Below are 26,783 nucleotides of genomic sequence, written 5' to 3'. Positions count from 1 at the left end.
TGATTACTCACTAAAACGCTTCGCTGTTCAGTTTTCAAAGAGCATCTTGTCCAAAAATCAGCTTTTATATAATACCAAAATCCTTCGGTGTTGTCAAGCTGTGTTATTTGGATCTCTATCGCACAAGAATTAATCTATCATTTTAAAACCGGAAAGTCAATAGTTTTGTTTTCACCTTTTTAGGTTATTCTTTCCTCCTCGGCTCTCTTTCTGCGGACGTACTTCGAAATCTCATTGGGTGACGCCAGGCGTGCGTACATTTTAAACAGGATCGAGTACCGTTCCTCCATTGCCCGCTTTACCAAGTAATCAATCCGTTTGTCGCCAAAGTCCAGCAACATCTCTTCCAGTTCTCGTTTTAGCAGGTATTCTAGTTCGTGACATTCCTTTGTAGAAAACAAAAATCCGAGCACAAGATCAGCCTCCGCTTAAAAAAACGAGTCTACCCGTATCTTGTCCATCGCCAATACTGTGTATTCGAAAAAGGAATCCCGCCCTTTTGGAAGGGAAGGGATTCCTTTATGCTACATATGCATCACATGCCAGTTGAATTGCTCAATTAACCTTGGCGTAATCACACTTTCCACAAGAGCAGCTACCAACAGGAGCAAGACAACCATGCAAACTGCGATGGGAAATTGTCTAATGTTGGCACGCCAATCCTGTTTCACCTGTGCCGCCTTCTCTTTTCGCCATATCGCACCCAGCGATCGGATCACCAGTACCCCGTAGCGGATTCCAAGCGCTGCTGCAAAGACGACTGCAGGCAGTTCAAACAAGCCATGCGGAAGCAAGCCTACCAGAAAGACGTGCAGGGGACTAGCTCCTCCTTGCTGCAGCTGTTCAAGGACAAACCCAATCAACACGCCGTTGGCAAATAAGCCGAAAATCGGAACCACAGCAAAAAATAACCCAAGCAGCATCATTTTGATCGAACTAAATACGTTGTTGGTAAAAATCAGCCAAAAAGCAGCAGAACTGCTTTTATCATGCTGCATCGATTTTGCAATTTGCTCTAACTGAGCCATCATATTTTCAGCCAGCTGTTGAACCGCCGGAAGTTTCATAAAGCCAATCAAGAACCCGCCAATCAGAAGCAAGCTCGCCGCCAGGAAATACCATTTATTGTCAAACCATACTGCTTTTATCCGCGAAAACATCCTCTCACACCTCCCCGCTGTTCTTGGTTTAGTTTATCGTATGAAAGCACTTTTCACTATACCCCTGTGAAAACGAATATCTTGGACCACATTACATAAAATGTAGGGGACAAACGGTTAACAGGCTTTCAGTTTATTCCGGCAAGGAGGGGATCGCTTGAAATGTATTTTCCTTGTAACTGCCAAGCGGTTAAAGCAAGCCATGATTATTTTTACCGCAATTTTGCTCGGAACCGGGATGATTTACTCAGAACGGGATACCTTCACAGTCTTTGCTCAGAGCAGCAAGGACAAAGGCCCACAAGCCATATACAAAGTGGACACCAAGGACAAGAAGATCGCCTTGACGTTTGACATCAGTTGGGGAGAGGTTCGTCCTGGCCCCATTCTTGATATCCTGAAGGAAAAGAAACTAAATAATAAAGTAACGATGTTTCTTTCCTCGCCCTGGAGTCAGCGACATCCGGAAATCGTCAAGCGAATCGTCGAGGAAGGTTATGAAATCGGTTCCCACGGTCATAAACACGATTTTTACAGCAAGTATACCGACGAAGAAATTCGAAACCAAATCGAAAAAGCTCATAACATTTTAACGGATCTAACCAAACAGAAGCCCAATCTCATCCGTCTGCCAAACGGCGACTTCGACAAGCGGGTGCTGCGAATAGCAGATGAAATGGGCTACACGGTGATCCAGTGGGATACCGATTCAAAAGACTGGCTCAACCCCGGTGCAGACCAAATCGTAAAAAACGTCCTCTCCAAAGTCCACCCCGGTGACATCATCCTGATGCACGCCAGTGACAGCTGTAAACAAACCCACATTGCTTTACCGGAAATCATCGACAAGCTCCGGGCTGAGGGATACGAATTTGTAACCGTATCCGAACTGATCGCCGGTTCCCAAGTAAAAACCCAGGATCTTAACTGATTAAAAAAAGCTGGTCCGGTTGGATCAGCTTTCTTGTTTGACCAGGCGATGCAGCTGCATGACCTGCCAGACGTTGCAGAATAATAAAGGTATCACCATAAACAAAATGGACCGGATGTTGTTTTGCTGCAGGGCGGGCACCCACTCAACAGCCGTGACGACGAATAAAAAGAAAACCGTCGGAACAAAGGCGCTTCCATTTGTCAATTTGACCTTTGCTATTCCCGCTACGATCGATACGAAAAGCAGCAAAAGCGGTTCCACGATGTACTGCCCAAGTTCTCCGCCGTAAAATGAATAGCGCAAATACACCATGTCAAAAGCGGCAAACAGAATCAAGAATATTTGAATTCCCTTCCAAAGATTATTGCTCCGCAAAAAACTAAGCATAAGGTAGTTTAAGGTCATATATGCAAAAAAACCCATTTGGGCAAGGACGCTAATTGTCAGTCCGACCAGCAGATTTACCAACATTCCGATAAAAAAATTGCCGACAGTGCCCGCTAACAGCTCTTCTCGGGCAACGAGAAATCCGCCCAGCAAGCCGCCAATTCCCCCTACCACCAGCGTGGTCCAGAAGAGCCAACCATATTTACGTAAATTCAATGCCAGTCCCTCCTATTCGCATCGTTTTTGATTGTACCAACCTAGGCAAGAAAATACTAGCGTATTTGTACAGGAAAATGCACATTTTAAGGACAGAACTTCAAAGGAGGGTCCCAACTTGGACAAGGTCCGTAACTCCTTATGGCTGCCGCTGTTGTTGACTGTGGCACTGTTCGTTACCGGTTGCGGAAGCGGAGGCGGTTCATCGCAAAGCAGTTCACCGTCACAACCCGATTATAAATCAACGAAAGCCATGGTACTCGACATATTACAGACGGACGATGCAAAAAAAGCCGTTGCTAATATGATGAAAGACGAGAAATTCAAGGCAAACATGGCCATTGATTCGTCTACATTGCGTACCACCATGATTCAAACACTGGGCAATCCAAAGAGCCCGCATATGAAGCAAATGTTTGAGAATCCCAAGTTTACCACTCAGCTGGCCAAATCGATGAAGGATGAAAACAAAAAGTTGATGAAGGATCTGATGAAGGATCCGGAGTACCAAAAAATGATGGTCAGCGTCATGAAAGACCCCGAATTTGAAAAGAACATGATGGATTTAATGAAGAGCTCTGCCTATCGCAAGCAAACGATGCAGGTGATGAAGGAATCCCTGCAGTCACCGCTGTTCCAAGCTGATATGATGAAGCTGATGACAAAGGCTACCGAAGAGGCGACCAAACCGAAAACAACGGAGAAAAAAGGCGCCAAGACGAAAGGCAAGGGCAAAAAAGGCAAAGGCGGCGGCGGGGGCAGCAGCAAGTAAAAGAACTCATCAAAAAAGCACCTGCAAAAGGTGCTTTTTTGGATTCGTGATCGGTTTACGCCTGAATTTGCTTACATTTGTCATCCACGCGTTCCGCCATCTCCATATATAATTGACCGATGGGCGTTTCCGCCTTGTATACAGACGGGGTGTAATCAGGTTCTGCCGGGTGATTTTCCGGCTGGCCAAGGGGAATTTGCGCAATCAGCTCTGTCGCCAGCTGTTCCGCCAGCTTTCCTCCTCCGCCGCGTCCAAAGACGTATTCCTTCGTCCCGTCCTTCGCTTCGTACCACGACATGTTCTCCACCACACCGAGGATCTCATGCCCGGTACGAATCGCCATCGCGCCCGCACGAGCAGCTACAAACGCGGCGGTCGCATGAGGTGTCGTGACGATGATCTCTTTGCTGTGGGGAATCATGGTATGGACGTCTAATGCCATGTCTCCGGTTCCGGGCGGCAGGTCGAGCAGCAGGTAGTCAAGGTCTCCCCAATGGACCTCGGTAAAAAAGTTGCGAAGCATTTTTCCAAGCATTGGCCCACGCCAGATAACTGGGGAATTATCTTCGACAAAAAAGCCCATGGACATGACTTTTACCCCCATCTGTTCGACAGGCAGAATCATCTCGCCGATGACCGTCGGCCTTCGCTCGATATTCATCATATCCGGCACACTAAACCCGTAGATATCCGCGTCAATAATTCCTACCTTTTTCCCGAGCCGAGCCAGTGATACGGCCAGATTGACGGTGACAGTCGATTTTCCGACGCCGCCTTTCCCGGAAGTAATCGCGATAAACGTGGTCTGCGGGTCCGAGAGTATCGGGTTAAGCGGCCCTGCCTGTCCCATCTTTCTTTGAGCTCCCCCCCGAAGCTGGGCCGTAAGAGCCGCCCGCTCTTCATCTGTCATGGCACCAAAGCGAACGTGAACCTCACTTGCACCCAAAGCTTTGATCGCATCGCGGACGTCTTCTTCAATTTTTACCTTGAGCGGGCAGCCGCTGATCGTTAGGATGACATCCAGGCTTACCCGGCCATCCTCAATCTGGATATTGCGAATCATGTTCAACTCGACCAAGCTCTTGTTGATCTCCGGATCCTTCACATCGCGAAGCGCCTCGAGAACCTGCTCTTTCGTTATCATATGTCCACCTCATTTTTAGGTTATCGAACAAATGGTCATTTGAATTCGGCTTCATTATAACACAGAAAGAAAGCACCGGGCACCGACACGATCGTCATGAAGTGCCTGGCACCTTCTCACCTGCATAATGGCGCAGGATGCCTTGATAAATCGCGTTTGCCATTGCCTTCTGATACTCCGTTGACTGCAACATCTTGGCCTCGTTGCCATTTGACAGAAAGCCGACCTCTACCAAGACGGCAGGGCATTCCACCTCACGGATGAGAAAAACGTCACTTGTTTTCTTCGGAGCGCGGTCGGTATTGCTGAGCACCCGTTTGATCTCGTCCTGGATGAGATACGCCATTTCCCCGCTCTCTTTAAAGCCCGGAAAGTAAAAGGTTTGCGCTCCCGACCACTTGGGCGAAGGAAATGCGTTTAAGTGAATGCTCACAAGAAAATCAGGCGAGTTCTTGTTGACCAGTTTAACCCGCTCCCTGATATCCTCTGACTTGCGTTTCCCCAACCGGTGCGCTTCCGGCGTAGCCAGATCTTTGTCTTCCTCCCGCGTCATCACGACAAATGCTCCGGACTGCTGCAAGAAATCCCTTAAGTACAGGCTGATCGGAAGCGTTATGTTTTTTTCGATGGCTGCTCCGTCCTGGCTGACTGCACCTCCGTCAAACCCGCCGTGTCCCGGGTCAATCGCAATCACCGTCCCCGCCAGCGGAAGCGTCCAAGTCGACCAGGAAGAGTGATCGGGCATTCTGTAAGTAAAAATGACGATAAGGAGAAAAAAAGCCAGTATCCAACCCATTACTTTTCTCGTCACCGTATACCGCCCCTTTGTCCCATGCTTCTTTCTCAATCTTATGGGCGGGTGGGACAAATTATACCGGCACGAATTTGCCGCACGTACAAAAAAACACCCCTTGCCGAAAATAGGCAAGAGGTGCTTGTAAACAGGTTGATTAACGCTTGGAGAACTGAGGTGCGCGACGAGCGGCTTTGAGACCGTATTTTTTACGTTCTTTCATGCGCGGATCGCGAGTCAGGAACCCAGCGCGCTTCAGAGCGCCGCGCAGTTCCGGATCTGCTTTCAGCAGAGCGCGGGCAACACCGTGACGAATTGCACCGGCTTGGCCAGTGGTTCCGCCGCCAGCTACGTTAACGAGAACATCGTAACGACCCAATGTTTCCGTCAAAACGAGCGGTTGTTTAACGATCAATTTCAGTGTATCCAAACCAAAATAGTTATCCATGTCACGCTTGTTGATCACAATGCGACCTTCGCCTGGAACCAAGCGAACGCGTGCTACGGAGTGCTTACGACGACCTGTACCGTAGTATTGTACTTGTGCCACGAGACTTTTCCTCCCTTACTTAATTAGCCGCGAATTTGCCATACTTCAGGTTTTTGCGCTGCATGCGGGTGTTCGGTACCTGCATATACTTTCAACTTGCCAAGCATTTGGCGACCCAAACGATTTTTTGGCAGCATGCCTTTAACAGCCAGTTCAAACATACGATCTGGGCGCTTCTTCAGCATTTCACCTGCTGTTGTTGTTTTCAAACCGCCCGGATAGAGGGAGTGAGTATAGTAGTTTTTGTCAGTCAATTTTTTACCGGTTAATTTGATCTTGTCAGCGTTGATTACGACTACGAAGTCGCCTGTATCAACGTGTGGGGTAAATTCAGGCTTGAATTTTCCGCGCAGAATAGAAGCAACTTCGCTGGCAATGCGGCCAAGCGTTTGCCCTTCCGCGTCTACAATGTACCATTTGCGCTCAACTTCGAGCGGTTTCGCCATATATGTGGTACGCATCTTTGGTCCCTCCTAAAAATGTTGCCGTTCCCTTTTAAAGAGATGATGCTGCAACGGTGGGCAACCCATCCCTGTGTATCATCTACGTACTATCGTTTTTCAATCCCGGGGCTAGAGTGGGGCTAGCGGGGTATGAAAATACCAATGAATATCGTACTACAGAGCACACCCCAGAGTCAAGTGCTTTACCGGGTCAATTCGCGTCATACAAAACTTCCCACATGATCAGCCCTTTGGCCGGCGCCGTCTTCCCGGCTGCTTCCCGGTCGCGTGCCGCAAGAATCCCGGGGAACTCGTCCGGATGCCGCTTTCCCTGCCCTGCTTCGACCAATGTACCGACGATAATCCGCACCATGTTGTACAGGAAGCCGTTGCCCCGGCAAATCACCCAGATCCGCTCTCCTTCCCGCTCGACCCGAAGATCAAACAGGCGCCTTACCTTGTCCTCGACAAACGTCTTCGCAGAACAAAACGAGGTAAAGTCGTGCTCCCCGATCAGATGACCGGCAGCCAGGCGCATCCGATCGATGTCTAGGGGATAGCGAATGTGATCCGCATAGCGGTGGCAAAAAACATCCGGCACCGCGGCATTGTCGATACAGTAGCGGTACTCTTTTTGCTTGACGTCAAAGCGTGCATGAAAATCCGGAGCTGCCTCCTCGACGGAACGAACCACAATCGAGTCGGGCAGCTGGTTGGCGAGGACGAATCGCCACTTGTCGAGCGGAATTTGGCACGATGTATCGAAGTGGATCACTTGCCCGCGGGCATGAACGCCTGCATCCGTCCTGCCGGAACCGGTGATCTGAATAGACTCTCCAGTTATACGGCTGAGTGCGGCCTCGATTTCTCCCTGTACGGTCACCTGCTCCGGCTGTACCTGAAATCCGCTGTAGTCTGTTCCGTCATAAGCGATCGTACACTTGAGACGCTTCATGCCCGCCACCACCCCAACAAGCCTAACATCAGCAAAACGATGGCGGCTGCAGCTGCGTCACGCCAACCTAAACGAAGCTGACGAAGTCTCGTCCGTCCGCTGCCGCCCCGATACCCCCGGGCTTCCATCGCCCAAGCCAGCTCCTCCGCCCGCCGAAACGCACTGATAAACAAAGGAACCGTAATTGGCACCAGATTTTTCGCTCGCTTCAGCAGGTTGCCGCTGTCCAAATCAGCCCCGCGAGCCATCTGTGCTTTGATGATTTTATCCGTCTCTTCCAACAAGGTGGGAATAAAACGAAGGGCAATCGAGAGCATCAGTGAGATTTCATGTACGGGTACCTTGATTTTTTTCAGCGGCGACAGCAACCGTTCCATGCCGTCAGTCAAATCCAACGGCGAAGTCGTCAACGTGAGCAGAGAACTGACCAGTACGAGCAGGGTAAGCCGCAGTGAGATGAAGACAGCCTGCTTCACGCCCTGTTCTTCAATCGTCAACCAGCCCCAGCTAAAGTAGACTTCCCCTCCTTTGGTCGAAAGGAGATGCAGGATAATCGTCAGCAGGATCAAAAACCAGACCGGCTTTAAATTGCGTACCAGGTATCCTGGCGAAATGCGGGCTACAGCAACAGTCAACATCGTAAAGATGACTAATATCGCATATGTCTGCCAATTGTTGGCCAGAAACACCAGGATGGCAAAAGCCAGGACGAACAAGAGCTTGCTGCGCGGATCAAGAAGATGGACAAACGACCTTCCCGGCATGTACTGACCAATCGCAAAATTCTGCAGCACATTCATACCCCGGCCCCCTTGGAGGCAAGCATGCTCAGTACATGCTGCACCAGCTCTTCCTCGCGAAACAAGCCGAATGGAATCTGGCGATCGCGGGGGAGATGCTCATTCAGTTCCTTGATGAGAGAGATCGTCTCCGGGACGTCCAATGACAGCTGCCGCAGCTTTTCCTCCTGGGCAAACACTTCCTCCGGACTGCCCTGCATGACAACTTGACCATTTGCCATCACCACGATCAAATCAGCATAACGGGCCACTTCTTCCATGCTGTGCGTGACCAGGATAGTGGTAAGCTCCTGTTCCTGATGAATCTTGTAGATGCCCTCCAAAATGGATTTCCTGCCTGCGGGATCCAGCCCGGCGGTCGGCTCGTCTAGTACCAGGACACGCGGCTGCATCGCCAGCACGCCGGCGATAGCCACTCTGCGCATCTGGCCGCCGCTCAATTGAAACGGAGAGCGGTCTTTGACCGCCTCGTAATCCAATCCGACAATTTCCAACGCCTCTTTAGCCCGCTGCAAAGCCAGTTCTTCCGGTAAATCAAAATTGAGCGGCCCGTACGCCACATCCTTGGCTACCGTCTCTTCGAACAGTTGGTGCTCGGGATATTGAAAAACCAGACCGACTCGCTTTCGCCATTCGCTTGTCCGTTTGGTCTCAGGAGTAATCTCCCACTCTCCCATGCGCAATCGCCCGGATGTGGGCTTTAACAAGCCGTTCAGATGCTGGATCAGCGTCGATTTGCCTGAACCGGTCTGACCAATGATCCCTACATATCCCCCCGCCGGTATGGTCAACGAAACATTCGTCAAAGCCGTTTTTTCAAACGGAGTTCCTTTTCCGTATATGTGGCTTACGTTTTCGAGAGTAATTTGCATAGTTCGCGAACCAACTCCTCCCGCTCCAAGACAAGCGGCATCGCTACCCCGTTGGACACAAGCGCCTGGCGAAGGCGAACGGCGAGCGGTACATCAAGTCCGATTGCCTGCAGGCGGGGTGCCTCGGCAAAAACGGCTGCAGGCGTACCGTCAAGCACCACCTTGCCGTCGTGCATGACAATGATGCGGTCTGAATGCAGTGTATCCTCGGGAAAGTGGGTGATGTTAATCACGGTAATTCCTTCTTCACGATGCAGACGATGGGCCAGTGCCATGACCTCTTTCCTTGCCATGGGATCAAGCATTGCCGTAGCCTCATCCAGGATGATGACAGATGGCCGAATCGCCATGATGCCGGCAATCGCGACCCGCTGCTTTTGTCCGCCTGAGAGACGATGCGGCTGCGCTTGTGAAAAAGATTGCATCTGCACCGATTGGAGTGCCTCGTCGATTCGCACTCTCATTTCCTCAGGGGGTACACCTCTGTTCTCCAGGCCAAAAGCCACGTCGTCCTCCACCGTTGGACCGACGATTTGGTTGTCGGGATTCTGAAAGACCATTCCGACATGATGGCGGATCTCCCAAACCGTCTCCTGGTTGGACGCGTCATATCCACAGACGACCAGTACTCCCGAACTTGGCGTCAACAAACCGTTCAGCAGCTTGGCCAGCGTTGATTTTCCTGATCCATTGTGTCCCATAATAGATACAAACAGTCCTGTTTCAATCTCCAGATCAAGATCCTTGATGACCAGCGAATGCGGCTCCTGTCCGGTTTGATACCCAAATGCCAGTTGTTTCGATACGACCGCAGTTTCAGGCATCACGATGCTCATCACATCCCTTTGAGAAAAGCTTCGTTCAAAGCCTCCTCGGAGAAGTAGTCGAGTCCTGTAAAGAAAAAAAGGGCATGAATCAGAATCCAGCTTTCAACCAGACCCTGCCCTCACCCTTTCTAAAAAAGCTTCTTATAAAGATAACCCTGGACTCTTAGTCCACCAGTTCCAAGAACGCCATTGGCGCAGCATCGCCGCGGCGAGGACCCACTTTAAGAATACGGGTATATCCGCCATTGCGTTCGGAGAAACGCGGCGCGATTTCATCAAACAGCTTTTGAACCGCATCGCGGCCTTCAGCGTTTGCCACTTCTTTGCGAACGTAAGCCGCTACTTGGCGACGAGCATGAAGGTCACCGCGCTTTGCGAGAGTAATCATTTTTTCTGCAATCGAGCGTACCTCTTTTGCTTTCATCTCAGTTGTTTCGATGCGCTCGTTGATGATCAGGTCTGTTACCAAGTCGCGGAACAGCGCCTTGCGAGCCGCACTTCTACGCCCCAACTTCCGGTATGCCATTTCCTTACCTCCCTCTTACTGACTGAAACCCCTAGTCGTCATTGCGCAAGGAAAGGCCAAGTTCTTGCAACTTTTCCTGTACCTCTTCTAGGGATTTGCGTCCTAAGTTACGCACTTTCATCATGTCTTCTTCCGATTTTTGGGTCAACTCTTGGACGGTATTGATCCCTGCCCGTTTCAGACAGTTGTAGGAACGAACAGACAGATCCAGTTCCTCGATCGTCATCTCGAGAACTTTCTCTTTCTTGTCCTCTTCCTTCTCCACCATGATTTCCGCATCTTTCGCTTCGTCAGTCAACCCGACGAACAGGTTGAGATGCTCGTTCATGATCTTTGCGCCAAGGCTGACAGCCTCTTCCGGACGGATGCTGCCATTCGTCCAGACTTCCAGCGTTAATTTATCGTAGTTCGTCATTTGCCCGACGCGGGTGTTTTCGACCTGAAAGTTAACGCGTTTAATCGGAGTGTAGATCGAATCAATCGGAATGACGCCGATTGGTTGATCCTCCGATTTGTTACCATCTGCTTGAACATATCCGCGACCGCGTCCAGCTGTCATGCGAATGTGCAGACGACCGCCACTTGCCAGAGTAGCAATGTGCAAATCCGGATTCAGGATTTCCACATCGCTGTCAGCACGGATATCTCCCGCCTTTACAGTGCCTTCGCCTTCCGCGTCAATTTCAAGTACCTTCTCTTCATCAGAGTGAATCTTTAAAGCAAGCCCTTTGATGTTGAGGATGATTTCCGTTACGTCTTCCACGACACCCTCGATCGTCGAGAATTCATGCAAAACGCCGTCAATTTGTACTGAAGTAACGGCAGCGCCCGGCAATGAGGAGAGGAGTATCCGTCTGAGTGAGTTGCCAAGGGTTGTACCGTATCCACGCTCAAGGGGCTCAACGACAAACTTGCCGTACAGATTGTTGTCGTCTGCCTCCACAACCTCGATTCTCGGTTTTTCTATTTCTATCATTAAACAAACCCTCCTTCAAAACGTCGAAATTCCCGATGGGCTTGTTACAGCCCACCAGTGGAATTTCCTTCGGCGGTTTACCGTTGCGTGCATGTCAAGCCGATAAAGCAGAATCTACCATTCTAGTATGGACATGTTCTGAACTTTGTAAACCCGATTACACGCGGCGACGTTTTGGTGGACGGCAGCCGTTGTGCGGGATTGGGGTAACATCTTTAATCATGTTAACTTCCAAACCAGCAGCTTGCAGAGAGCGGATCGCTGCTTCGCGACCGGCACCTGGTCCTTTTACAAGGACTTCAAGAGAACGCATGCCATGTTCCATTGCAGTTTTAGCCGCAGTTTCGGCAGCCATTTGAGCAGCAAATGGCGTGCTTTTGCGGGAACCTCTAAATCCGAGGGCACCCGCACTGGACCAAGAAATTGCATTGCCGTGAGGATCAGTGATCGTCACGATGGTGTTGTTGAAAGTGGAGCGAATGTGCGCTACGCCGACTTCAACGTTCTTGCGGTCACGGCGACGGGTACGAGTAGCAGTCGCTTGTTTTCTTTTAGCCATGTCAGATTACCCTCCTTTACTTTTTCTTGTTCGCTACAGTACGGCGAGGACCCTTGCGCGTACGAGCATTGGTTTTCGTGCGTTGTCCGCGAACAGGCAGACCACGGCGGTGGCGAATGCCGCGGAAGCAGCCGATTTCCATCAGACGCTTGATGTTCAAAGAAACTTCGCGGCGCAGATCCCCTTCAACCTTGATGTTCTTGTCGATGTATTCGCGAAGCTTGCTGACTTCGTCTTCCGTCAGATCGCGAACACGAGTATCAGGGTTAACACCAGTTGCCGCAAGAATGCGGTTAGCGGTAGGGCGGCCGATGCCGAAAATGTAGGTCAACGCGATTTCCGTGCGTTTTTCGCGAGGCAAGTCAACGCCTGCAATACGTGCCATACTCGAGAAGCACCTCCTTAGATTTATCCTTGTCTTTGCTTATGCTTAGGATTTTCACAAATAACCATTACGTTACCTTTGCGACGAATGACTTTGCATTTTTCGCAGATCGGTTTTACCGACGGTCTCACTTTCATGGTTCTTGCCTCCCTTTTCTAGGGGTTTAATGAAAAACGTCATTCCGTTTTTCAAACGAATCGTATCAGACCGGTTGCGGTCAAAAACGCCGTCAGCGTACTCCTGTTGTCACTTGTAGCGATAGGTGATCCGTCCGCGAGTCAAGTCATACGGAGACAGTTCTACCGTTACTTTATCACCTGGCAAGATTCGAATAAAGTGCATGCGAATCTTACCCGAAACGTGTGCCAATACCTTGTGCCCGTTCTCCAATTCTACCCGAAACATTGCGTTAGGCAAAGGTTCTATTACCGTACCTTCTACTTCAATTACATCGTCCTTGGCCACTCGCTTCTCTCCTTTCATCTGTTCCTCAGTCAGACAATGAGCCCAGCCGTCACCAACTGGTTACAGCTTAGTCAAAATCTCATAGCCTTCTTCCGTAATCGCGATGGTGTGTTCGTAATGAGCGCAATTCTTTCCATCCACTGTTACGACCGTCCATTTGTCCTCCAACGTACGGACATACCGTTCGCCGGCATTCACCATTGGCTCGATCGCCAAGACCATGCCCGGCTTCAATCGAGGTCCCCGGCCTGGAGGACCGTAGTTGGGGATCTGCGGGTCTTCGTGCAAATCGCGACCGACCCCATGCCCCACATACTCACGGACAATTGAAAAACCTGCGGCTTCCGCATGAACCTGTACCGCATGGGAAATGTCAGAGAGGCGCGCATCCGGTCTGGCTTGTTCCAAACCCTTGTACAACGACTCTTCTGTCACCCTCATCAATCGCTCCGCTTCTTCCGAAACTTTGCCGACCGCGTACGTCCAAGCGGAATCTCCGTGATATCCCTGGAACTCGGCGCCGATATCGAGGCTGATGATATCCCCCTCGTTAAGCACCCGCTTTCCCGGGATTCCATGAACGAGTTCTTCATTGACTGAAGCACAGATACTGCCCGGAAAGCCGCCGTAGCCTTTAAAGGAAGGTACTGCCCCTTTGCTTCGAATAAAGGTCTCGGCCAATTCATCAAGCTGTTTTGTTGTCACACCCGGCTTTATCGCACGTGCAAGCTCCTGATGAGTTAAAGCAACGATGCGTCCCGCCTCGCGCATTATCTCAAGTTCCATTCTGGATTTAAGAATGATCATGTGGCTTACCCTCGCAATAAAGAGGAAACTTCCGCAAACACAACTGGAATATCCCGTTCCCCATCGATGTTGCGCAGCAGGCCTTGACCCGCATAATAATCGATCAAAGGCTGTGTTTGCGCAATGTTTACATCAAGCCGCTGTGTTACCACTTCAAGCTTGTCGTCGTCCCTTTGGAACAGTTTTCCGCCGTCTTTATCACAAACGCCAGGTTCTTTTGGCGGGTTGAACAAAGTGTGGTAACTCGTGCCACATACTGGACAAATCCAACGACCAGTCAATCGCTGAATGAGCACATCGCGTGCGACCTGGATGTTAATCACATGGTCGAGCTTCTTCCCCAGCTCCTCAAGAGTCGCTGTCAGTGCCTCAGCTTGCGGCACTGTCCGGGGAAACCCATCCAACAAAAAACCTTTATTGCAATCGTCTTTGCCAAGACGTTCACGTACAATCCCGATGACCACTTCGTCAGGAACAAGCAGCCCTTTATCCATGTAGGATTTAGCCTCGAGTCCAAGTGGTGTCTCGTCCTTTACGGCAGCGCGAAACATATCACCGGTTGAAATGTGCGGAATGCCGAACTCTTTGACGATACGCTCTGCCTGTGTGCCTTTCCCGGCACCAGGAAGGCCCATTAAAATTACGTTCACGTTCTACTCCTCCATCCATCCGTTCGACTCAGCCCTACTTGATGAAGCCTTTGTAGTGGCGTTTGATGAGTTGGCTTTCAATCTGCTTCATTGTATCCAATGTTACACCGACAACGATCAGGAGCGATGTACCCCCAATGTAAATCTGCTGCGGCAGGTTAGCCAACGCACTGAAGAGGAACGGTAAAACGGAAATGATCATAAGGAATAGCGCGCCGGCCAAAGTCAGGCGGTTCAGCGTACGTGTAATGTAAACCTCTGTGTTCTTGCCAGGTCGAATCCCCGGAATGTAGCCCCCGTTTTTACGCATGTTCTCTGCCATTTGTACAGGGTTGATCTGTACGAAGGTATAGAAGTACGTAAATCCAAGGATGAGCAAAGCGTACAACGTCATGCCCAACGGGTGGCTCACTTGAAAGTTATTGTAGATCCAATCGGCGATTCCTCCCGTATTGGTCACCCAAAAGCTGGCGATCGTCGATGGGAACATCACCAGTGAGATCGCAAAGATGACGGGAATCACACCTGCGGAATTCACCTTCAATGGAATGTGAGTCGATTGACCGCCGTACATCTTGCGGCCAACTACCCGTTTTGCGTACTGGACGGGAATTTTGCGTATCCCTTGCTGCATGAAGATAACGCCAATGATGATCGCAATAATCACCAGGAGTACAACGAGCAGCTTCATAATGGAGAAAAACAGCGTGCCGCTGGTTTCACCGGAAAACTGGGAAGCCAGAATGGTCTCGATCCCCTCCGGAATCGCCGCAACGATTCCGCCCAGAATGATAATCGAAATCCCGTTGCCGATTCCCTTTTCTGTGATCTGCTCGCCCAGCCACATCAAGAACGCCGTGCCTGCTGTAAGCGTCAGCGCAACGAGGATGTAGCTGCCTACCGACGTATCCTTCAGCAATCCAGGATACAAGCGGTTAAACCCAATGGTCAAACCAAATGCCTGTATCAAGCCCAGAATGATGGTTCCGTACCTGGTAAATTGGGCAATTTTCCGGCGGCCTGCCTCTCCTTCCTTCGCCCATTGGGTGAACTTCGGTACAACTTCCATCGAGAGAAGCTGCATGATAATAGAGGCCGTAATATAGGGCATGATCCCCATTGCGAAAACGGAGAACTTCTTTAATGCCCCGCCGGAAAACGTATTGATCAAACCAAACAGGTTGTTGGATGCTCCTTGTTCTAACAGCGTAATGTTGATATTAGGAACGGGAACATGACTTCCTATTCGGAAGACGACAAGCATCAAAAGAGTGAAAATCACCTTCCGACGCAGGTCGCCTATTCTAAAAATGTTGGAGAGGCTCCCTAACATTAGATCACCTCGGCTGTTCCACCGACTTGAGCAATCTTTTCAGCAGCCGTGCCGGAGAACTTGTGAGCTTTCACTGTCAGCTTCACATTCAATTCTCCATTAGCCAGTACTTTTACACCGTCGCGAAGAGCACTGATTACGCCGGTCTCTTTCAAGAGCTCAGGAGTAACGACAGTTCCCTCTTCAAAGCGGTTCAGGGCATCCAGGCTCACGATCGCAAATTCTTTGCGATTGATGTTGGTAAAGCCGCGTTTCGGCAAACGACGGAACAACGGGTTTTGACCACCCTCGAAACCAGGACGTACACCGCCTCCGGAACGAGCGTTTTGACCTTTATGACCTTTACCGGCGGTTTTTCCATTGCCGCTTCCGATCCCGCGTCCAATGCGCTTGCGCTCGTGACGGGAACCTTCTGCCGGTTGCAGTTCATGCAGTTTCATGCTTGGCACCTCCTAACAAAAGAGTCTTTCTTATGCTTCGAGTTCCTTAACTTCAACCAAGTGCTTTACTTTAAAAATCATCCCGCGCATAGCTGGGTTGTCCTGCTTCACGACGGTTTGGTGAATCTTGCGAAGGCCCAGGGCTTTCACCGTCTCCTGCTGGTCTTTCGTACGACCAATCAGGCTACGCTTGAGGGTGATTTGCAATTGATTAGCCATATCCCAATCCCTCCTTCTTAACCTAAGAGCTCTTCAACAGTTTTTCCGCGCAATTTCGCAACCTCTTCCGCTGTTTTCAAGCGGCTCAAGCCTTCCAGTGTTGCGTTGACCATATTGATCGGGTTGTTGGAGCCCAAAGATTTACTTAACACGTCACCTACGCCAGCCAGCTCGAGCACCGCGCGAACCGGACCGCCCGCGATAACTCCCGTACCTTCTGCAGCCGGCTTGATCAGTACGTTGCCGGATCCAAATTGGCCCAATACCTCATGCGGGATGGACGTACCTTTTATCGGGACGCGAATCATGTTTTTCTTTGCGTCTTCAATTGCTTTGCGGATGGCGTCCGGAACTTCCTGGGCTTTCCCCATACCAGCGCCTACATGACCGTTTTTATCGCCAACAACGACCAACGCGCTGAAGCTGAAACGGCGGCCACCCTTAACCACTTTCGCAACGCGGTTAACGGCGACGACTTTCTCTTCTAGCTCTAATTTGCTAGGGTCGATACGCATTCCTTACCCTCCTTGTTTACAGAACATCTTGTTGTTGCCTTAGAATTGCAGACCAGCTTCACGCGCTGCTTCTGCAAGAGCTTGCACGCGACCGTGATACAAGTAACCGCCGCGGTCGAACACGACCTCAGTCACACCTTTATCTTGGGCGCGTTTTGCGATCAATGAGCCAACAGCAGCAGCAGCTTCTTTGTTACTGCCGGATTTCAGACCGAGTTCTTTATCGAGCGAAGACGCAGATGCCAGAGTAGCACCTGTAACATCATCAATCAATTGAGCGTAAATGTGCTTGGAAGAACGGAAAACATTCAAACGCGGACGTACGGCAGAACCCAAGACCCGTTTACGAATGCGCAGATGGCGTTTCTTCCGTGCTTTGTTTTTATCGGCTTTAGTAAACATTAAGCGGCCTCCCTTCTCGTGAAACTATGGAGCTTATTTACCTTTTTTCCCTTCCTTACGACGAACCACTTCATCGCTGTACTTGATCCCTTTGCCTTTATACGGTTCAGGCTTGCGGATCGCGCGAATTTCAGCGGCTACCTGACCAACGCGTTCTTTGTTAATTCCCTTTACTACCAGCGTAGTTTGGTTGGGAACTTCGATCTCAATGCCTTCTTCCGGAACTACTTCTACCGGATGAGAGAAGCCGAGAGAGAGGGTTACACCTTTGCCTGCTTTCGCTGCACGGTACCCAACGCCCACCAGTTCCAGCGTACGAGTAAAGCCTTCAGACACACCAGTTACCATGTTTGCAACTAGTGCGCGAGTCGTACCGTGCAAGGAACGATGATTTTTGTTATCACTAGGACGCTCAACCACAATTTCGCTGTCGCTTACATTGATGGTGATGTCCGGATGAAAGCTGCGAACCAGAGTACCCTTAGGGCCCTTTACCGTCATTTCCGTACCGTTCAGGGTAACGGTAACGCCTGCAGGGATCGCTATCGGTTTTCTACCGACACGTGACATGTCTTGCACCTCCTGTGCGTAAATCTAAGATTACCAGATGTAAGCCAATACTTCTCCGCCTACGCGTGTTTGACGAGCTTGTTTGTCTGTCATCACGCCGGACGAAGTGGAGAGAATCGCGATACCCAAGCCTCCGAGCACGCGAGGCACTTCAGTGGATTGAGCGTAAACGCGAAGGCCAGGCTTGCTGATGCGCTTCAGGCCTGTAATAACGCGCTCGTTATTGGCACCGTACTTAAGGAATACACGAATGATCCCTTGCTTGTTGTCTTCAATGAATTCCGCATCGCGGATAAAGCCCTCTTCCTTGAGGATACGGGCGATTTCCTTTTTCAGGTTGGATGCTGGAATCTCCACTTTCTCGTGGCGAACCATATTAGCATTCCGAATGCGAGTAAGCATATCGGCGATTGGATCAGTCATAACCATGAGAGAAAAACCTCCTTCCCGTCTATATTACCAGCTGGCCTTTTTCACGCCTGGAATCTGACCTTTGTAAGCCAGTTCACGGAAGCAAATACGGCACAGTTTAAATTTGCGCAGCACAGAGTGCGGACGGCCACATCGTTCACAACGCGTATAAGCGCGGACAGCAAACTTCGGCTGACGCTGTTGTTTCACGATCATTGATTTCTTTGCCACATTTTTCCCTCCTTACGATAGGGTTTATTTACGGAATGGCATACCCATTTGCACTAACAATTCACGAGCTTCCTCGTCCGTTTTCGCAGAAGTGACAATGACGATGTCCATACCGCGGACTTTGTCGATCTTATCGTATTCGATCTCCGGGAAGATCAACTGTTCTTTCAGACCAAGTGTGTAGTTTCCACGACCGTCAAACGCTTTGGAGGAGATCCCGCGGAAGTCGCGTACGCGCGGCAGAGAAACGTTGAGCAATTTGTCGAGGAAGTGGTACATACGCTCACCGCGCAGCGTCACTTTTGCCCCGATCGGCATGCCTTCACGCAGTTTGAAACCGGCGATGGACTTTTTCGCACGAGTGACAACCGGCTTTTGACCGGAGATCAGCTGCAAATCCTCAACAGCACTATCCAGTGCTTTTGCATTTCCGACCGCTTCACCAACACCCATGTTGATAATGACTTTCTCTACTTTCGGTGCTTGCATGACAGATGAGTAGTTAAACTTCGACATCAGTGCAGGCACGATTTCATTCAAGTACTTTTCTTTCAATCTTGCTGCCATCTAAGACAACCTCCCTTCCGACCTGACTACTTATCGATTACTTCGCCAGATTTTTTGGCTACCCGTACTTTTTTACCGTTATCCAATACCTTGTACCCAACACGAGTTGGCTGACCGGACTTTGGATCAATCAAAGACACATTGGAAACGTGAATCGCCGCTTCTTGTGTCACAATACCGCCTTGCGGATTTGCTTGGGACGGACGAGTGTGCTTCTTAACAAGGTTCACACCTTCTACCAGCACACGGTCTTTCTTCGGGTAAGCTGCCAGTACGCGGCCCTTCTTCCCTTTGTCCTTGCCCGTAATCACGATAACTGTATCGCCTTTTTTAACGTGCATCGCTTGGTGCACCTCCTATCGAACAAACTGCTTATCTGAATTCTGCCGATTAGAGAACCTCTGGAGCGAGGGAGACAATCTTCATGTAGTCTTTTTCACGGAGTTCGCGAGCGACCGGTCCAAAGATACGCGTTCCACGCGGAGATTTATCATCCCGAATGATTACGGCTGCGTTTTGGTCAAAGCGGATATAGGAACCGTCATTGCGGCGGACACCACTCTTGCTGCGTACGATAACCGCTTTTACTACTTGACCTTTCTTGACAACGCCTCCGGGTGTAGCGGATTTGACAGAGCATACGATAACGTCGCCGATGTTGGCTGTTTTCCGACCGGAACCACCCAACACCTTAATGCACATCAACTCTTTCGCACCAGAGTTGTCAGCTACAGCCAGTCTCGTTTGAGTTTGGATCATTAGTAGAACCTCCCTTCGGATTTAATGAACCCGAATTCTTCCTTATACGATAATAGCCTCTTGGACGATCTTCACCAGACGGAATCTCTTGTCCTTGGAAAGCGGACGAGTTTCCATGATCTCGACGATATCGCCAACCTTGGCAGTGTTGTTTTCATCGTGAGCCTTGAACTTCTTCGAGTACTTCACGCGTTTTCCGTACAGCGGGTGCTTTTTGTAGGTTTCAACCAACACCACGATGGTTTTATCCATCTTGTCAGATACGACACGACCCTGCATCGTTCTACGCAAATTGCGTTCTGCCGTCATCGTCAAACCTCCTTCCTTTTATTAGCCGATACCCAGTTCTCTCTGGCGCAGGACGGTTTTTGCACGAGCGATATCCTTGCGCACTTGTTTGATCCGTGCCGTGTTTTCCAGTTGGCCGGTAGCCAGTTGGAAACGAAGGTTAAATAACTCTTCTTTCAAAGAGGAGACGTTTTGTTCGATCTCGGCAGTGGTCAGATTGCGAAATTCATTAGCCTTCATGTGCGTCACCACCCACTTCTTCCCGCTTCACAAACTTGCACTTCACAGGCAGTTTGTGCATAGCAAGGCGCATTGCTTCGCGAGCTACTTCTTCCGATACGCCGGCAAGTTCGAACATGATCTTGCCAGGTTTTACAACGGCAACCCAGTGTTCCGGGGAACCTTTACCGGAACCCATCCGCACTTCCAACGGTTTTTGAGTAACCGGTTTGTCAGGGAAAATCTTAATCCAAACTTTACCGCCACGGCGAATGTAACGAGTCATTGCAATACGAGCTGCCTCGATCTGGCGGTTCGTAATCCAAGACGGTTCGAGAGCTTGCAGGCCGTATTCGCCAAACGCTACCGTAGTTCCGCCTTTGGCGTTACCTGTCATGCGACCGCGGTGTTGTTTGCGGTGTTTTACGCGCTTTGGCAACAACATAATTACTTGCCTCCTTCCTCAGTGGCAGCGTTCTTTTTCGTCGGAAGCACTTCACCACGGTAGATCCATACTTTTACGCCGATACGGCCGTAAGTGGTGTGAGCTTCTGCAGTACCGTAATCGATGTCTGCACGCAGGGTGTGAAGCGGAACAGTTCCTTCACTGTACCCTTCGGAGCGGGCGATATCAGCGCCGCCAAGACGTCCGCTAACCAACGTTTTGATACCTTTCGCTCCTGCACGCAAACAGCGGCTGATCGTCTGCTTTTGAGCACGGCGGAACGAGATGCGGTTTTCCAATTGACGAGCAATATTTTCTGCTACCAACGTAGCGTCCAAATCAGGCTTTTTCACTTCGTTGATATTGATGTGAACGCGCTTGCCGGTCATTTCAGTCAAGGATTTGCGAAGTACTTCTACCTCAGCTCCGCCTTTACCGATTACCATACCGGGCTTCGCGGTGTGAATCGTTACATTGACGCGGTTTGCTGCACGTTCGATTTCGATCGTGGAGACAGCAGCGTCTTTTAAACGGTCTTTTACATACTTGCGGATACGAAGATCTTCATGCAACAAGGAAGCGAAATCTTTATCGGCAAACCATTTCGATTCCCAGTCGCGAATAATACCGATGCGAAGACCAACTGGGCTTACCTTTTGACCCACACGTGTTCCCTCCTTATTTCTCGTTTAATACCACTGTGATGTGGCTGGTCCGTTTATTAATGCGGCTGGCGCGTCCCATTGCGCGAGGACGGAACCGTTTCAACGTAGGGCCTTGATCAACGAAGATCTTGCCCACCACGAGATTGTTTGGATCCAACTCATTATTGTGCTCGGCATTGGCAATCGCCGATTTGATGAGTTTCTCAACGATCGGGGAAGCAGCTTTCGGCGTGTGCTTGAGAATCGCCAGCGCTTCGCCCACTTGTTTGCCTCGAATCAAGTCAACCACCAGGCGAACTTTACGAGGAGCAACGCGAATATAGCGAGCAACTGCTTTAGCTTCCATCTGTAGTACCTCCTCTCTGTGAAGAGAAAAAATTAGCGCTTGCGGGATTTTTTGTCGCTGTCTACGTGACCCTTGAAGGTACGAGTTGGCGCAAATTCACCCAATTTGTGACCGACCATGTCTTCCGATACGTAAACTGGTACATGTTTGCGGCCATCGTAAACGGCAAACGTGTGTCCAACGAACTCAGGAAAAATGGTGGAGCGGCGCGACCAGGTTTTCACCACGCGCTTTTCGTTCTTCTCGTTCTGTTCGACAACTTTTTTCATCAAGTGGTCATCCACGAAAGGACCTTTTTTCAAGCTGCGTCCCATATGTGAACCTCCCTTCGCCTAAGGCGATTGCTTATTCTTTCAGCCTGCCTTACTTCTTGCGGCGGCGGATAATGTATTGATCGGATTTGTTCTTCTTCTTGCGGGTTTTGAGACCAAGTGCCGGTTTACCCCAAGGTGTAACAGGGGATTTGCGACCGATCGGAGCGCGGCCCTCACCACCACCGTGCGGGTGATCGTTCGGGTTCATAACGCTACCGCGAACAGTCGGACGGACACCCAACCAGCGGGAACGTCCTGCTTTACCGATGTTGATCAACTCGTGATCGAGGTTTCCGACTTGGCCAACCGTCGCGCGGCACTCTTTGTGAATGCGGCGGATTTCTCCGGAGCCCAAGCGTACGATAACGAAGTCGCCGTCACGGCCCAACAGTTGAGCTTCAGCGCCAGCAGCACGAACCAACTGTCCGCCTTTGCCCGGCTTCAATTCAATGTTGTGGATCGTCGTACCGACTGGCATGTTTTCCAGCGGAAGAGCGTTCCCCGTTTTGATATCAGCATCTGGACCGGATACGATCTGATCGCCGACTTTCAGGCCCAGCGGAGCCAGGATGTAACGCTTTTCACCGTCTGCATAGTTGATCAAAGCGATGTTGGCAGAACGGTTTGGATCGTATTCAATCGTAGCAACGCGGCCGATGATGCCGTCCTTGTTACGTTTGAAGTCAATAACGCGGTATTTGCGCTTGTGACCGCCACCTTGATGACGAACGGTAATTCTACCTTGATTGTTGCGGCCCGCTTTCTTGCTAAGAGGCGCAAGCAGAGATTTCTCCGGAGTGGAGGTGGTGATCTCTTCAAAGGTAGATACCGTCATTTGGCGACGACCAGGAGAAGTTGGTTTAAACTTCTTGATACCCATTTTTTATACCCTCCTTAGGAAAAGTCGTCGGGCTTACACGCCTTCGTAGAATTCCAGCTCTTTGCTGTCGGCAGTCAACTTGACAATCGCCTTTTTCCACTCAGAAGTGTAACCAGAGTATTTACCATAGCGCTTCGGTTTTGCAGGAACACGAATCGTGTTGACTGCTTCCACTTTTACGCCGAATACTTTTTCCACAGCTTGCTTGATTTCGGTTTTGTTGGCTTTCATCGGTACTTCGAAAACGTACTTCTTGTCAGCCATCATTTCAGTGGTGCGCTCCGTAATGATAGGGCGCTTAATGAGGTCGAATTGGCTCTTCATTAGGCGAGCACCTCCTCAACTTTAGCAACCGCATCTTTTGTTACGATTACCTTGTCGTGAGCCACGAGGTCAAGCACGTTGATGCCGGCAGCATCGATGAACTTGGCACCCGGGATGTTGCGGGTAGAGAGCGCCACGTTTTGGTCGAACTCGGAGGTAACGACCAGCACTTTGCGATCTGCTTTCAGGTTGGTCAGTACTCCAACCATTTCTTTCGTCTTAGGTGCAGCGATGTTCAGTGCATCCAGCACCAGGAGTTCATTGTTTTGCACTTTTGAGGAAAGTGCCGATTTCAAAGCCAAACGGCGAACTTTGCGGTTCAGCTTATAGCCGTACTTGCGAGGCGTAGGTCCGAATACGACACCGCCGCCTTTCCATTGAGGAGAGCGAATGGAGCCTTGACGAGCACGTCCGGTTCCTTTTTGACGCCACGGCTTGCGACCACCGCCGCTAACTTCCGAACGATTTTTTACATCATGAGTTCCCTGACGACGGGAAGCCTGTTGCATAATAACCGCATCATACAGGACTGCATTGTTAGGCTCGACTCCGAACACGCTGTCCGCCAGTTCGATTTCGCCTACCTGTGAGCCTGCTTGGTTATAGAGAGCTACTTTTGGCATGTCAGTTCCTCCTTTCTTTACTTCTTGACAGCCGAACGAACGACTACGTAGCTGTTTTTGGGTCCAGGTATAGAACCTTTCACCAAAATGAGGTTGCGATCAGCATCAACTTTAATAACTTCCAGGTTTTGGATCGTCACGTTGTCGCCGCCCATTTGACCTGGCAGGGTTTGACCTTTAAATACGCGGTTCGGAGCGATCGCACCCAGCGAACCTGGACCGCGATGGTAACGGGAACCGTGAGCCATCGGACCGCGCGCTTGGTTGTGGCGCTTGATCGAACCTGCATATCCTTTTCCTTTCGTCACGCCGGATACGTCAACAACTTCTCCTGCGGCGAAAATATCTGCTTTTAATTCCTGACCTACCTCGTACTCAGCGAGGTTTACTCCGCTCACTTCGCGGATGAAGCGCTTAGGTGCTGTATTAGCTTTCGCGGAATGACCTTTTTCCGGTTTGTTCGCGCGATGTTCTTTCTTGTCCTCGAAACCGATTTGGATCGCTTCGTAACCGTCGTTTGCTTGGTCCTTCTTCTGAAGAACAACGCAAGGACCAGCTTCGATAACCGTTACAGCGATTGCCGTACCGTTCGGACCGAACACTTGGGTCATCCCAAGTTTTTTCCCTAAGATTCCTTTGGTCATGTGTGCCACCTCCTGTGCATAATTCCTGTTTCACTTTTTCTAGACTCAGATGTTGCGAACAGCGGCTCTGGCGCATCGCTTTCGCGAACAAAGCCTTCCGTTTGTTGAATCAAGTCCCTACCGATGTGCAGGGTCGCTGTTTGCTTGTATGACGATGAACGCTTGTTGTCCTAAGACAACGCCTGCGCGTGTGTCGCGATTTCCGCTTACAGTTTGATTTCGATGTCTACACCCGACGGCAGGTCAAGACGCATTAATGCATCGACGGTTTGCGGTGTCGGATTTAAGATGTCGATCAGACGCTTATGTGTACGCATCTCGAACTGTTCACGAGAATCCTTGTACTTGTGCACCGCACGAAGGATCGTGTACACCGCTTTCTCCGTAGGAAGTGGAATCGGACCAGATACATTGGCTCCGGAACGCTTCGCTGTTTCCACGATTTTTTCAGCGGATTGATCGAGGATTTTGTGATCGTACGCTTTAAGACGGATACGAATCTTTTGTTTTGCCATTTGAGTCCCTCCTTTTTCGCCCATTTTATAACGGACATTTCTCAGTGGAAATATCCTGCACCCCAGCCATGGCAAAGGGGCCGGGTGTGTCAGCAACCTCCCACATCATCGCAAGTCCATGACCAACATTCACTATTGTACTAAAATTGAATAGGCAACGCAAGAAATTTTCTCGCGTTTTGCCAGGAAACTTCCGCAACTTTGCCCATTTTACCCGGAAACGAATAAGAATTTCAACCGGAAGTGGCTGGCAACCAGACTCCTTATGGTAAAATAAGAGGACATTAGCGTATTTTCTTCCCGGAAGCCGTATGAACCAGACTTGCGAAAAGGAGCCTGTAACAAATGCCTGATATTATAGAAGAAAGTCAGTACAACCTGATCGGCGGAGACAAAACAGTAGCACGGCTTGTCGACGTTTTTTACGGGTTGGTCGCCAAGCATCCCGATCTGGCACCCATTTTCCCGGAGGACCTGACCGAAACGAGACAGAAACAGTATTGGTTTCTCACGCAGTTTCTCGGCGGTCCCGCCCTTTACAGCCAGCAGCGCGGCCACCCCATGCTCAGAGCCAGACACATGCCCTTCCCCATTACACCAAAGCGGGCTGAAGCGTGGCTGGCCTGCATGAGCGAAGCCATGGATTTGATCGGCATGGAGGGAGAGGTTCGGAAAAGCATCTTTGAACGCCTTACTCTCACCGCCTACCACATGATTAACACCCCGCAAAACGAAGAAAAAGCGTAGGCCCATCCTGCGCTTTTTTGCGTTCTACATTTTGACGCTATTTACTTTCTCTGGTGCGGTTAGCAAGACCCGCTTTTCCCTTGCCTGTGATCCGAGGTATACGCCCAGTACGATCAGCAGCAGTGCAACGGCATGTATCGGCTGAAGCTCCTCGCCCAGCAGCAAGGCAGCAAAGACCAAGCTGGCCAGCGGCATCCCATTTAGAAAGATTGCCGTTCTGCCTGCTCCCAAACGGCCGATCCCAAAGTTCCAGCCAAGTGAACCAAGTGCTGTCGCAAGCACGCCTGAAGTAAAAATCACCAGCCAGGTGAAAGGATGTGTGTCGACTGTGGCAAGCACTTCGATAGGGTACACGGTTATGGCGAGCAGCCACAACATAATAGAAGCAATCACTTGTGAGTATGCCGTGATGAGCAGCGGAGGAATCCCTTTGGAAGTCGCCTTGCGGACAATAAGCCCGCCAATCACATACATCAGCATCGAACCGAAAACCAACAAGTCCCCCCAACCGCTAAAGTGAATCCGGCTCTGCGTCGCCACCACGAGCAGAACTCCGCTGAAACCAAGGGTAATGCCGATTCCCTTGCGCCTGGTCAGCGGTTCTCCCAGTAAGGGTACCGCCAGCAGCGCCGTAGCCAATGGATTTAACCCCAAAATAAGCGATGTGGTTCCTGCCGTCGTTTGCTGTACACCTAATGACAATAATACCTGGTGCAGCGTGACGGATGTCAAACCTACCAACCCGATCAGCAACCAGTCGCCGCGCGAAAGCCTGACCCTTTTGATATTCCACAATACAATGGGCAGCAGCGCTACAGCTGCGACCGACATGCGAATCGCCGAGATAAGCAGGGGCGGAAAAAACGTTAGATACTTCACCATCACGACATTAAGACCCCACATGGTTACCACAGCCGACAGAAGCAGATAAATCGTCCGTTCTTTCAGTCAAATTTCCCTCCGTTTCTTTATCTCCTACTCCAAATCGTATTGTATCACACGCTCAGCTTCGTAATTATTGAAAAATTTTGATGAGAGTGATGAAAATTGATGATGAGGACGAGTGCTGCCAAACCCATCCACCTACTTTGTGGCATAAGAAAAC

Annotated in this window: 45 protein-coding genes; 3 read left to right on the top strand and 42 right to left on the bottom strand. The window is 50.3% G+C overall.

The genetic code is table 11. The features are described 5' to 3' along the window. Positions 1-179: 179 nt before the first annotated feature. Together ACI7RC_RS20750 and ACI7RC_RS20745 are read right to left on the bottom strand one after the other, a co-directional pair. Positions 180-413 carry a hypothetical protein gene (locus ACI7RC_RS20750; RefSeq protein ID WP_408110098.1) on the bottom strand — a complete coding sequence of 78 codons (234 nt, stop codon included), beginning with the start codon at positions 411-413 and terminating at the stop codon, positions 180-182. A gap of 111 nt (positions 414-524) precedes the next feature. Further along, positions 525-1,160 carry a stage II sporulation protein M gene (locus ACI7RC_RS20745; protein WP_408110097.1) on the bottom strand — a complete coding sequence of 212 codons (636 nt, stop codon included), beginning with the start codon at positions 1,158-1,160 and terminating at the stop codon, positions 525-527. A 157-nt stretch (positions 1,161-1,317) separates the two neighbouring features. On the opposite strand from ACI7RC_RS20745, the gene pdaB reads away from it, so the two are divergent. Then, on the top strand, positions 1,318-2,091 hold the full coding sequence (pdaB, locus tag ACI7RC_RS20740) for a polysaccharide deacetylase family sporulation protein PdaB (RefSeq protein WP_408110096.1): 774 nt from the start codon (positions 1,318-1,320) through the stop codon (positions 2,089-2,091). A gap of 24 nt (positions 2,092-2,115) precedes the next feature. On the opposite strand, the gene ACI7RC_RS20735 is transcribed toward pdaB, so the two are convergent. Continuing rightward, complete coding sequence (locus ACI7RC_RS20735) at positions 2,116-2,697, bottom strand: KinB-signaling pathway activation protein (RefSeq protein WP_408110095.1); 582 nt, start codon at positions 2,695-2,697, stop codon at positions 2,116-2,118. Positions 2,698-2,815: 118 nt separating this feature from the next. Here ACI7RC_RS20735 and gerD point away from each other — a divergent pair, with 118 nt between their 5' ends. Further along, positions 2,816-3,469 carry a spore germination lipoprotein GerD gene (gerD, locus tag ACI7RC_RS20730; RefSeq protein ID WP_408110094.1) on the top strand — a complete coding sequence of 218 codons (654 nt, stop codon included), beginning with the start codon at positions 2,816-2,818 and terminating at the stop codon, positions 3,467-3,469. Positions 3,470-3,524: 55 nt separating this feature from the next. On the opposite strand, the gene ACI7RC_RS20725 is transcribed toward gerD, so the two are convergent. The 38 genes from ACI7RC_RS20725 to rpsJ all read right to left on the bottom strand — a co-directional run bounded on the left by ACI7RC_RS20725 (position 3,525) and on the right by rpsJ (position 24,931). Further along, complete coding sequence (locus ACI7RC_RS20725; protein ID WP_408110093.1) at positions 3,525-4,613, bottom strand: P-loop NTPase; 1,089 nt, start codon at positions 4,611-4,613, stop codon at positions 3,525-3,527. A gap of 94 nt (positions 4,614-4,707) precedes the next feature. Then, complete coding sequence (gene cwlD / locus ACI7RC_RS20720; RefSeq protein ID WP_408110092.1) at positions 4,708-5,424, bottom strand: N-acetylmuramoyl-L-alanine amidase CwlD; 717 nt, start codon at positions 5,422-5,424, stop codon at positions 4,708-4,710. A gap of 139 nt (positions 5,425-5,563) precedes the next feature. Next, positions 5,564-5,956, bottom strand: coding sequence for a 30S ribosomal protein S9 (gene rpsI / locus ACI7RC_RS20715; RefSeq protein ID WP_408110091.1), 393 nt, complete (start codon positions 5,954-5,956; stop codon positions 5,564-5,566). 23 nt (positions 5,957-5,979) lie between these two features. Next, positions 5,980-6,417 carry a 50S ribosomal protein L13 gene (gene rplM, locus ACI7RC_RS20710; protein ID WP_408110090.1) on the bottom strand — a complete coding sequence of 146 codons (438 nt, stop codon included), beginning with the start codon at positions 6,415-6,417 and terminating at the stop codon, positions 5,980-5,982. Positions 6,418-6,610: 193 nt separating this feature from the next. Then, the gene (gene truA, locus ACI7RC_RS20705; protein WP_408110089.1) at positions 6,611-7,354 is read right to left on the bottom strand and encodes a tRNA pseudouridine(38-40) synthase TruA; all 744 of its coding nucleotides are present in this window, start codon (positions 7,352-7,354) and stop codon (positions 6,611-6,613) included. Continuing rightward, positions 7,351-8,148: an energy-coupling factor transporter transmembrane component T family protein gene (locus ACI7RC_RS20700; RefSeq protein WP_408110101.1), complete on the bottom strand. Its 798-nt coding sequence runs from the start codon at positions 8,146-8,148 to the stop codon at positions 7,351-7,353. The genes truA and ACI7RC_RS20700 overlap by 4 nt, the downstream gene beginning before the upstream one ends. A gap of 2 nt (positions 8,149-8,150) precedes the next feature. After that, complete coding sequence (locus ACI7RC_RS20695) at positions 8,151-9,026, bottom strand: energy-coupling factor transporter ATPase (RefSeq protein ID WP_408110088.1); 876 nt, start codon at positions 9,024-9,026, stop codon at positions 8,151-8,153. Beyond that, on the bottom strand, positions 9,002-9,862 hold the full coding sequence (locus tag ACI7RC_RS20690) for an energy-coupling factor transporter ATPase (protein WP_408110087.1): 861 nt from the start codon (positions 9,860-9,862) through the stop codon (positions 9,002-9,004). Before ACI7RC_RS20690 ends, ACI7RC_RS20695 begins: the two co-directional genes overlap by 25 nt. Before the next feature lie 154 nt (positions 9,863-10,016). Continuing rightward, positions 10,017-10,379, bottom strand: a complete 363-nt coding sequence (gene rplQ, locus ACI7RC_RS20685; RefSeq protein WP_408110086.1) for a 50S ribosomal protein L17 — start codon at positions 10,377-10,379, stop codon at positions 10,017-10,019. A gap of 31 nt (positions 10,380-10,410) precedes the next feature. Continuing rightward, complete coding sequence (locus ACI7RC_RS20680) at positions 10,411-11,355, bottom strand: DNA-directed RNA polymerase subunit alpha (protein ID WP_408110085.1); 945 nt, start codon at positions 11,353-11,355, stop codon at positions 10,411-10,413. Between the two features lie 157 nt (positions 11,356-11,512). After that, entirely contained in the window at positions 11,513-11,914 is a 402-nt protein-coding gene (gene rpsK, locus ACI7RC_RS20675; RefSeq protein ID WP_134686811.1) for a 30S ribosomal protein S11, read from the bottom strand. A 16-nt stretch (positions 11,915-11,930) separates the two neighbouring features. Then, positions 11,931-12,299, bottom strand: a complete 369-nt coding sequence (gene rpsM, locus ACI7RC_RS20670) for a 30S ribosomal protein S13 (RefSeq protein ID WP_408110084.1) — start codon at positions 12,297-12,299, stop codon at positions 11,931-11,933. A 23-nt stretch (positions 12,300-12,322) separates the two neighbouring features. Next, complete coding sequence (gene rpmJ, locus ACI7RC_RS20665) at positions 12,323-12,436, bottom strand: 50S ribosomal protein L36 (protein ID WP_021296640.1); 114 nt, start codon at positions 12,434-12,436, stop codon at positions 12,323-12,325. A gap of 109 nt (positions 12,437-12,545) precedes the next feature. Next, a complete protein-coding gene (gene infA / locus ACI7RC_RS20660) occupies positions 12,546-12,764 on the bottom strand; it encodes a translation initiation factor IF-1 (protein ID WP_003333772.1) in 219 nt (72 codons plus the stop codon). Positions 12,765-12,824: 60 nt separating this feature from the next. After that, a complete protein-coding gene (gene map, locus ACI7RC_RS20655) occupies positions 12,825-13,571 on the bottom strand; it encodes a type I methionyl aminopeptidase (protein WP_408110083.1) in 747 nt (248 codons plus the stop codon). Positions 13,572-13,576: 5 nt separating this feature from the next. Further along, positions 13,577-14,221, bottom strand: a complete 645-nt coding sequence (locus ACI7RC_RS20650) for an adenylate kinase (protein ID WP_408110082.1) — start codon at positions 14,219-14,221, stop codon at positions 13,577-13,579. Positions 14,222-14,255: 34 nt separating this feature from the next. Beyond that, entirely contained in the window at positions 14,256-15,554 is a 1,299-nt protein-coding gene (gene secY / locus ACI7RC_RS20645; protein WP_408110081.1) for a preprotein translocase subunit SecY, read from the bottom strand. Further along, positions 15,554-15,994 (bottom strand): 50S ribosomal protein L15, encoded by a 441-nt coding sequence (gene rplO / locus ACI7RC_RS20640; protein WP_408110080.1) that lies wholly within the window; start codon positions 15,992-15,994, stop codon positions 15,554-15,556. The genes secY and rplO overlap by 1 nt, the downstream gene beginning before the upstream one ends. A gap of 30 nt (positions 15,995-16,024) precedes the next feature. Beyond that, positions 16,025-16,213: a 50S ribosomal protein L30 gene (rpmD, locus tag ACI7RC_RS20635; protein WP_019123521.1), complete on the bottom strand. Its 189-nt coding sequence runs from the start codon at positions 16,211-16,213 to the stop codon at positions 16,025-16,027. 17 nt (positions 16,214-16,230) lie between these two features. After that, a complete protein-coding gene (gene rpsE / locus ACI7RC_RS20630; RefSeq protein ID WP_408110079.1) occupies positions 16,231-16,728 on the bottom strand; it encodes a 30S ribosomal protein S5 in 498 nt (165 codons plus the stop codon). 39 nt (positions 16,729-16,767) lie between these two features. Further along, positions 16,768-17,130, bottom strand: a complete 363-nt coding sequence (rplR, locus tag ACI7RC_RS20625; RefSeq protein WP_408110078.1) for a 50S ribosomal protein L18 — start codon at positions 17,128-17,130, stop codon at positions 16,768-16,770. Positions 17,131-17,163: 33 nt separating this feature from the next. Beyond that, on the bottom strand, positions 17,164-17,700 hold the full coding sequence (rplF, locus tag ACI7RC_RS20620; protein ID WP_408110077.1) for a 50S ribosomal protein L6: 537 nt from the start codon (positions 17,698-17,700) through the stop codon (positions 17,164-17,166). Positions 17,701-17,730: 30 nt separating this feature from the next. Continuing rightward, the gene (rpsH, locus tag ACI7RC_RS20615) at positions 17,731-18,129 is read right to left on the bottom strand and encodes a 30S ribosomal protein S8 (RefSeq protein ID WP_408110076.1); all 399 of its coding nucleotides are present in this window, start codon (positions 18,127-18,129) and stop codon (positions 17,731-17,733) included. A gap of 27 nt (positions 18,130-18,156) precedes the next feature. After that, complete coding sequence (locus ACI7RC_RS20610; protein ID WP_408110075.1) at positions 18,157-18,342, bottom strand: type Z 30S ribosomal protein S14; 186 nt, start codon at positions 18,340-18,342, stop codon at positions 18,157-18,159. 24 nt (positions 18,343-18,366) lie between these two features. Continuing rightward, positions 18,367-18,909: a 50S ribosomal protein L5 gene (gene rplE / locus ACI7RC_RS20605; protein ID WP_408110074.1), complete on the bottom strand. Its 543-nt coding sequence runs from the start codon at positions 18,907-18,909 to the stop codon at positions 18,367-18,369. Positions 18,910-18,935: 26 nt separating this feature from the next. Next, complete coding sequence (gene rplX / locus ACI7RC_RS20600) at positions 18,936-19,250, bottom strand: 50S ribosomal protein L24 (protein ID WP_019123528.1); 315 nt, start codon at positions 19,248-19,250, stop codon at positions 18,936-18,938. Positions 19,251-19,299: 49 nt separating this feature from the next. Further along, positions 19,300-19,668 (bottom strand): 50S ribosomal protein L14, encoded by a 369-nt coding sequence (gene rplN, locus ACI7RC_RS20595; RefSeq protein WP_019123529.1) that lies wholly within the window; start codon positions 19,666-19,668, stop codon positions 19,300-19,302. 42 nt (positions 19,669-19,710) lie between these two features. Beyond that, positions 19,711-19,977 (bottom strand): 30S ribosomal protein S17, encoded by a 267-nt coding sequence (rpsQ, locus tag ACI7RC_RS20590; RefSeq protein WP_019123530.1) that lies wholly within the window; start codon positions 19,975-19,977, stop codon positions 19,711-19,713. A gap of 21 nt (positions 19,978-19,998) precedes the next feature. Continuing rightward, positions 19,999-20,196, bottom strand: coding sequence for a 50S ribosomal protein L29 (gene rpmC / locus ACI7RC_RS20585; RefSeq protein WP_019123531.1), 198 nt, complete (start codon positions 20,194-20,196; stop codon positions 19,999-20,001). Further along, positions 20,186-20,620 (bottom strand): 50S ribosomal protein L16, encoded by a 435-nt coding sequence (gene rplP / locus ACI7RC_RS20580; RefSeq protein WP_019123532.1) that lies wholly within the window; start codon positions 20,618-20,620, stop codon positions 20,186-20,188. The genes rpmC and rplP overlap by 11 nt, the downstream gene beginning before the upstream one ends. A 2-nt stretch (positions 20,621-20,622) precedes the next feature. Next, positions 20,623-21,285, bottom strand: coding sequence for a 30S ribosomal protein S3 (gene rpsC / locus ACI7RC_RS20575; protein ID WP_408110073.1), 663 nt, complete (start codon positions 21,283-21,285; stop codon positions 20,623-20,625). 13 nt (positions 21,286-21,298) lie between these two features. Then, the gene (gene rplV, locus ACI7RC_RS20570; RefSeq protein WP_408110072.1) at positions 21,299-21,631 is read right to left on the bottom strand and encodes a 50S ribosomal protein L22; all 333 of its coding nucleotides are present in this window, start codon (positions 21,629-21,631) and stop codon (positions 21,299-21,301) included. A 32-nt stretch (positions 21,632-21,663) separates the two neighbouring features. After that, positions 21,664-21,945 carry a 30S ribosomal protein S19 gene (gene rpsS / locus ACI7RC_RS20565; protein WP_408110071.1) on the bottom strand — a complete coding sequence of 94 codons (282 nt, stop codon included), beginning with the start codon at positions 21,943-21,945 and terminating at the stop codon, positions 21,664-21,666. A 49-nt stretch (positions 21,946-21,994) separates the two neighbouring features. Beyond that, positions 21,995-22,825 carry a 50S ribosomal protein L2 gene (gene rplB, locus ACI7RC_RS20560; protein WP_408110070.1) on the bottom strand — a complete coding sequence of 277 codons (831 nt, stop codon included), beginning with the start codon at positions 22,823-22,825 and terminating at the stop codon, positions 21,995-21,997. A gap of 33 nt (positions 22,826-22,858) precedes the next feature. After that, positions 22,859-23,149, bottom strand: coding sequence for a 50S ribosomal protein L23 (rplW, locus tag ACI7RC_RS20555; protein WP_408110069.1), 291 nt, complete (start codon positions 23,147-23,149; stop codon positions 22,859-22,861). Further along, positions 23,149-23,772 (bottom strand): 50S ribosomal protein L4, encoded by a 624-nt coding sequence (gene rplD, locus ACI7RC_RS20550; protein ID WP_408110068.1) that lies wholly within the window; start codon positions 23,770-23,772, stop codon positions 23,149-23,151. Before rplD ends, rplW begins: the two co-directional genes overlap by 1 nt. Before the next feature lie 17 nt (positions 23,773-23,789). Next, positions 23,790-24,416: a 50S ribosomal protein L3 gene (gene rplC, locus ACI7RC_RS20545; protein ID WP_408110067.1), complete on the bottom strand. Its 627-nt coding sequence runs from the start codon at positions 24,414-24,416 to the stop codon at positions 23,790-23,792. A 206-nt stretch (positions 24,417-24,622) separates the two neighbouring features. Further along, positions 24,623-24,931, bottom strand: a complete 309-nt coding sequence (rpsJ, locus tag ACI7RC_RS20540) for a 30S ribosomal protein S10 (protein WP_003333796.1) — start codon at positions 24,929-24,931, stop codon at positions 24,623-24,625. A 345-nt stretch (positions 24,932-25,276) separates the two neighbouring features. Here rpsJ and ACI7RC_RS20535 point away from each other — a divergent pair, with 345 nt between their 5' ends. Beyond that, positions 25,277-25,678: a globin domain-containing protein gene (locus ACI7RC_RS20535; protein WP_408110066.1), complete on the top strand. Its 402-nt coding sequence runs from the start codon at positions 25,277-25,279 to the stop codon at positions 25,676-25,678. Positions 25,679-25,702: 24 nt separating this feature from the next. On the opposite strand, the gene ACI7RC_RS20530 is transcribed toward ACI7RC_RS20535, so the two are convergent. Further along, positions 25,703-26,599 (bottom strand): DMT family transporter, encoded by an 897-nt coding sequence (locus ACI7RC_RS20530; protein WP_408110100.1) that lies wholly within the window; start codon positions 26,597-26,599, stop codon positions 25,703-25,705. Positions 26,600-26,783: the final 184 nt, after the last annotated feature.

It is taken from the genome of Brevibacillus sp. B_LB10_24 (assembly GCF_046036945.1).
Taxonomy (GTDB): Bacteria; Bacillota; Bacilli; order Brevibacillales; family Brevibacillaceae; genus Brevibacillus_C.
Note: the sequence above shows the minus strand (reverse complement) of the source record. Positions and strands in the feature narration are given on the sequence as shown.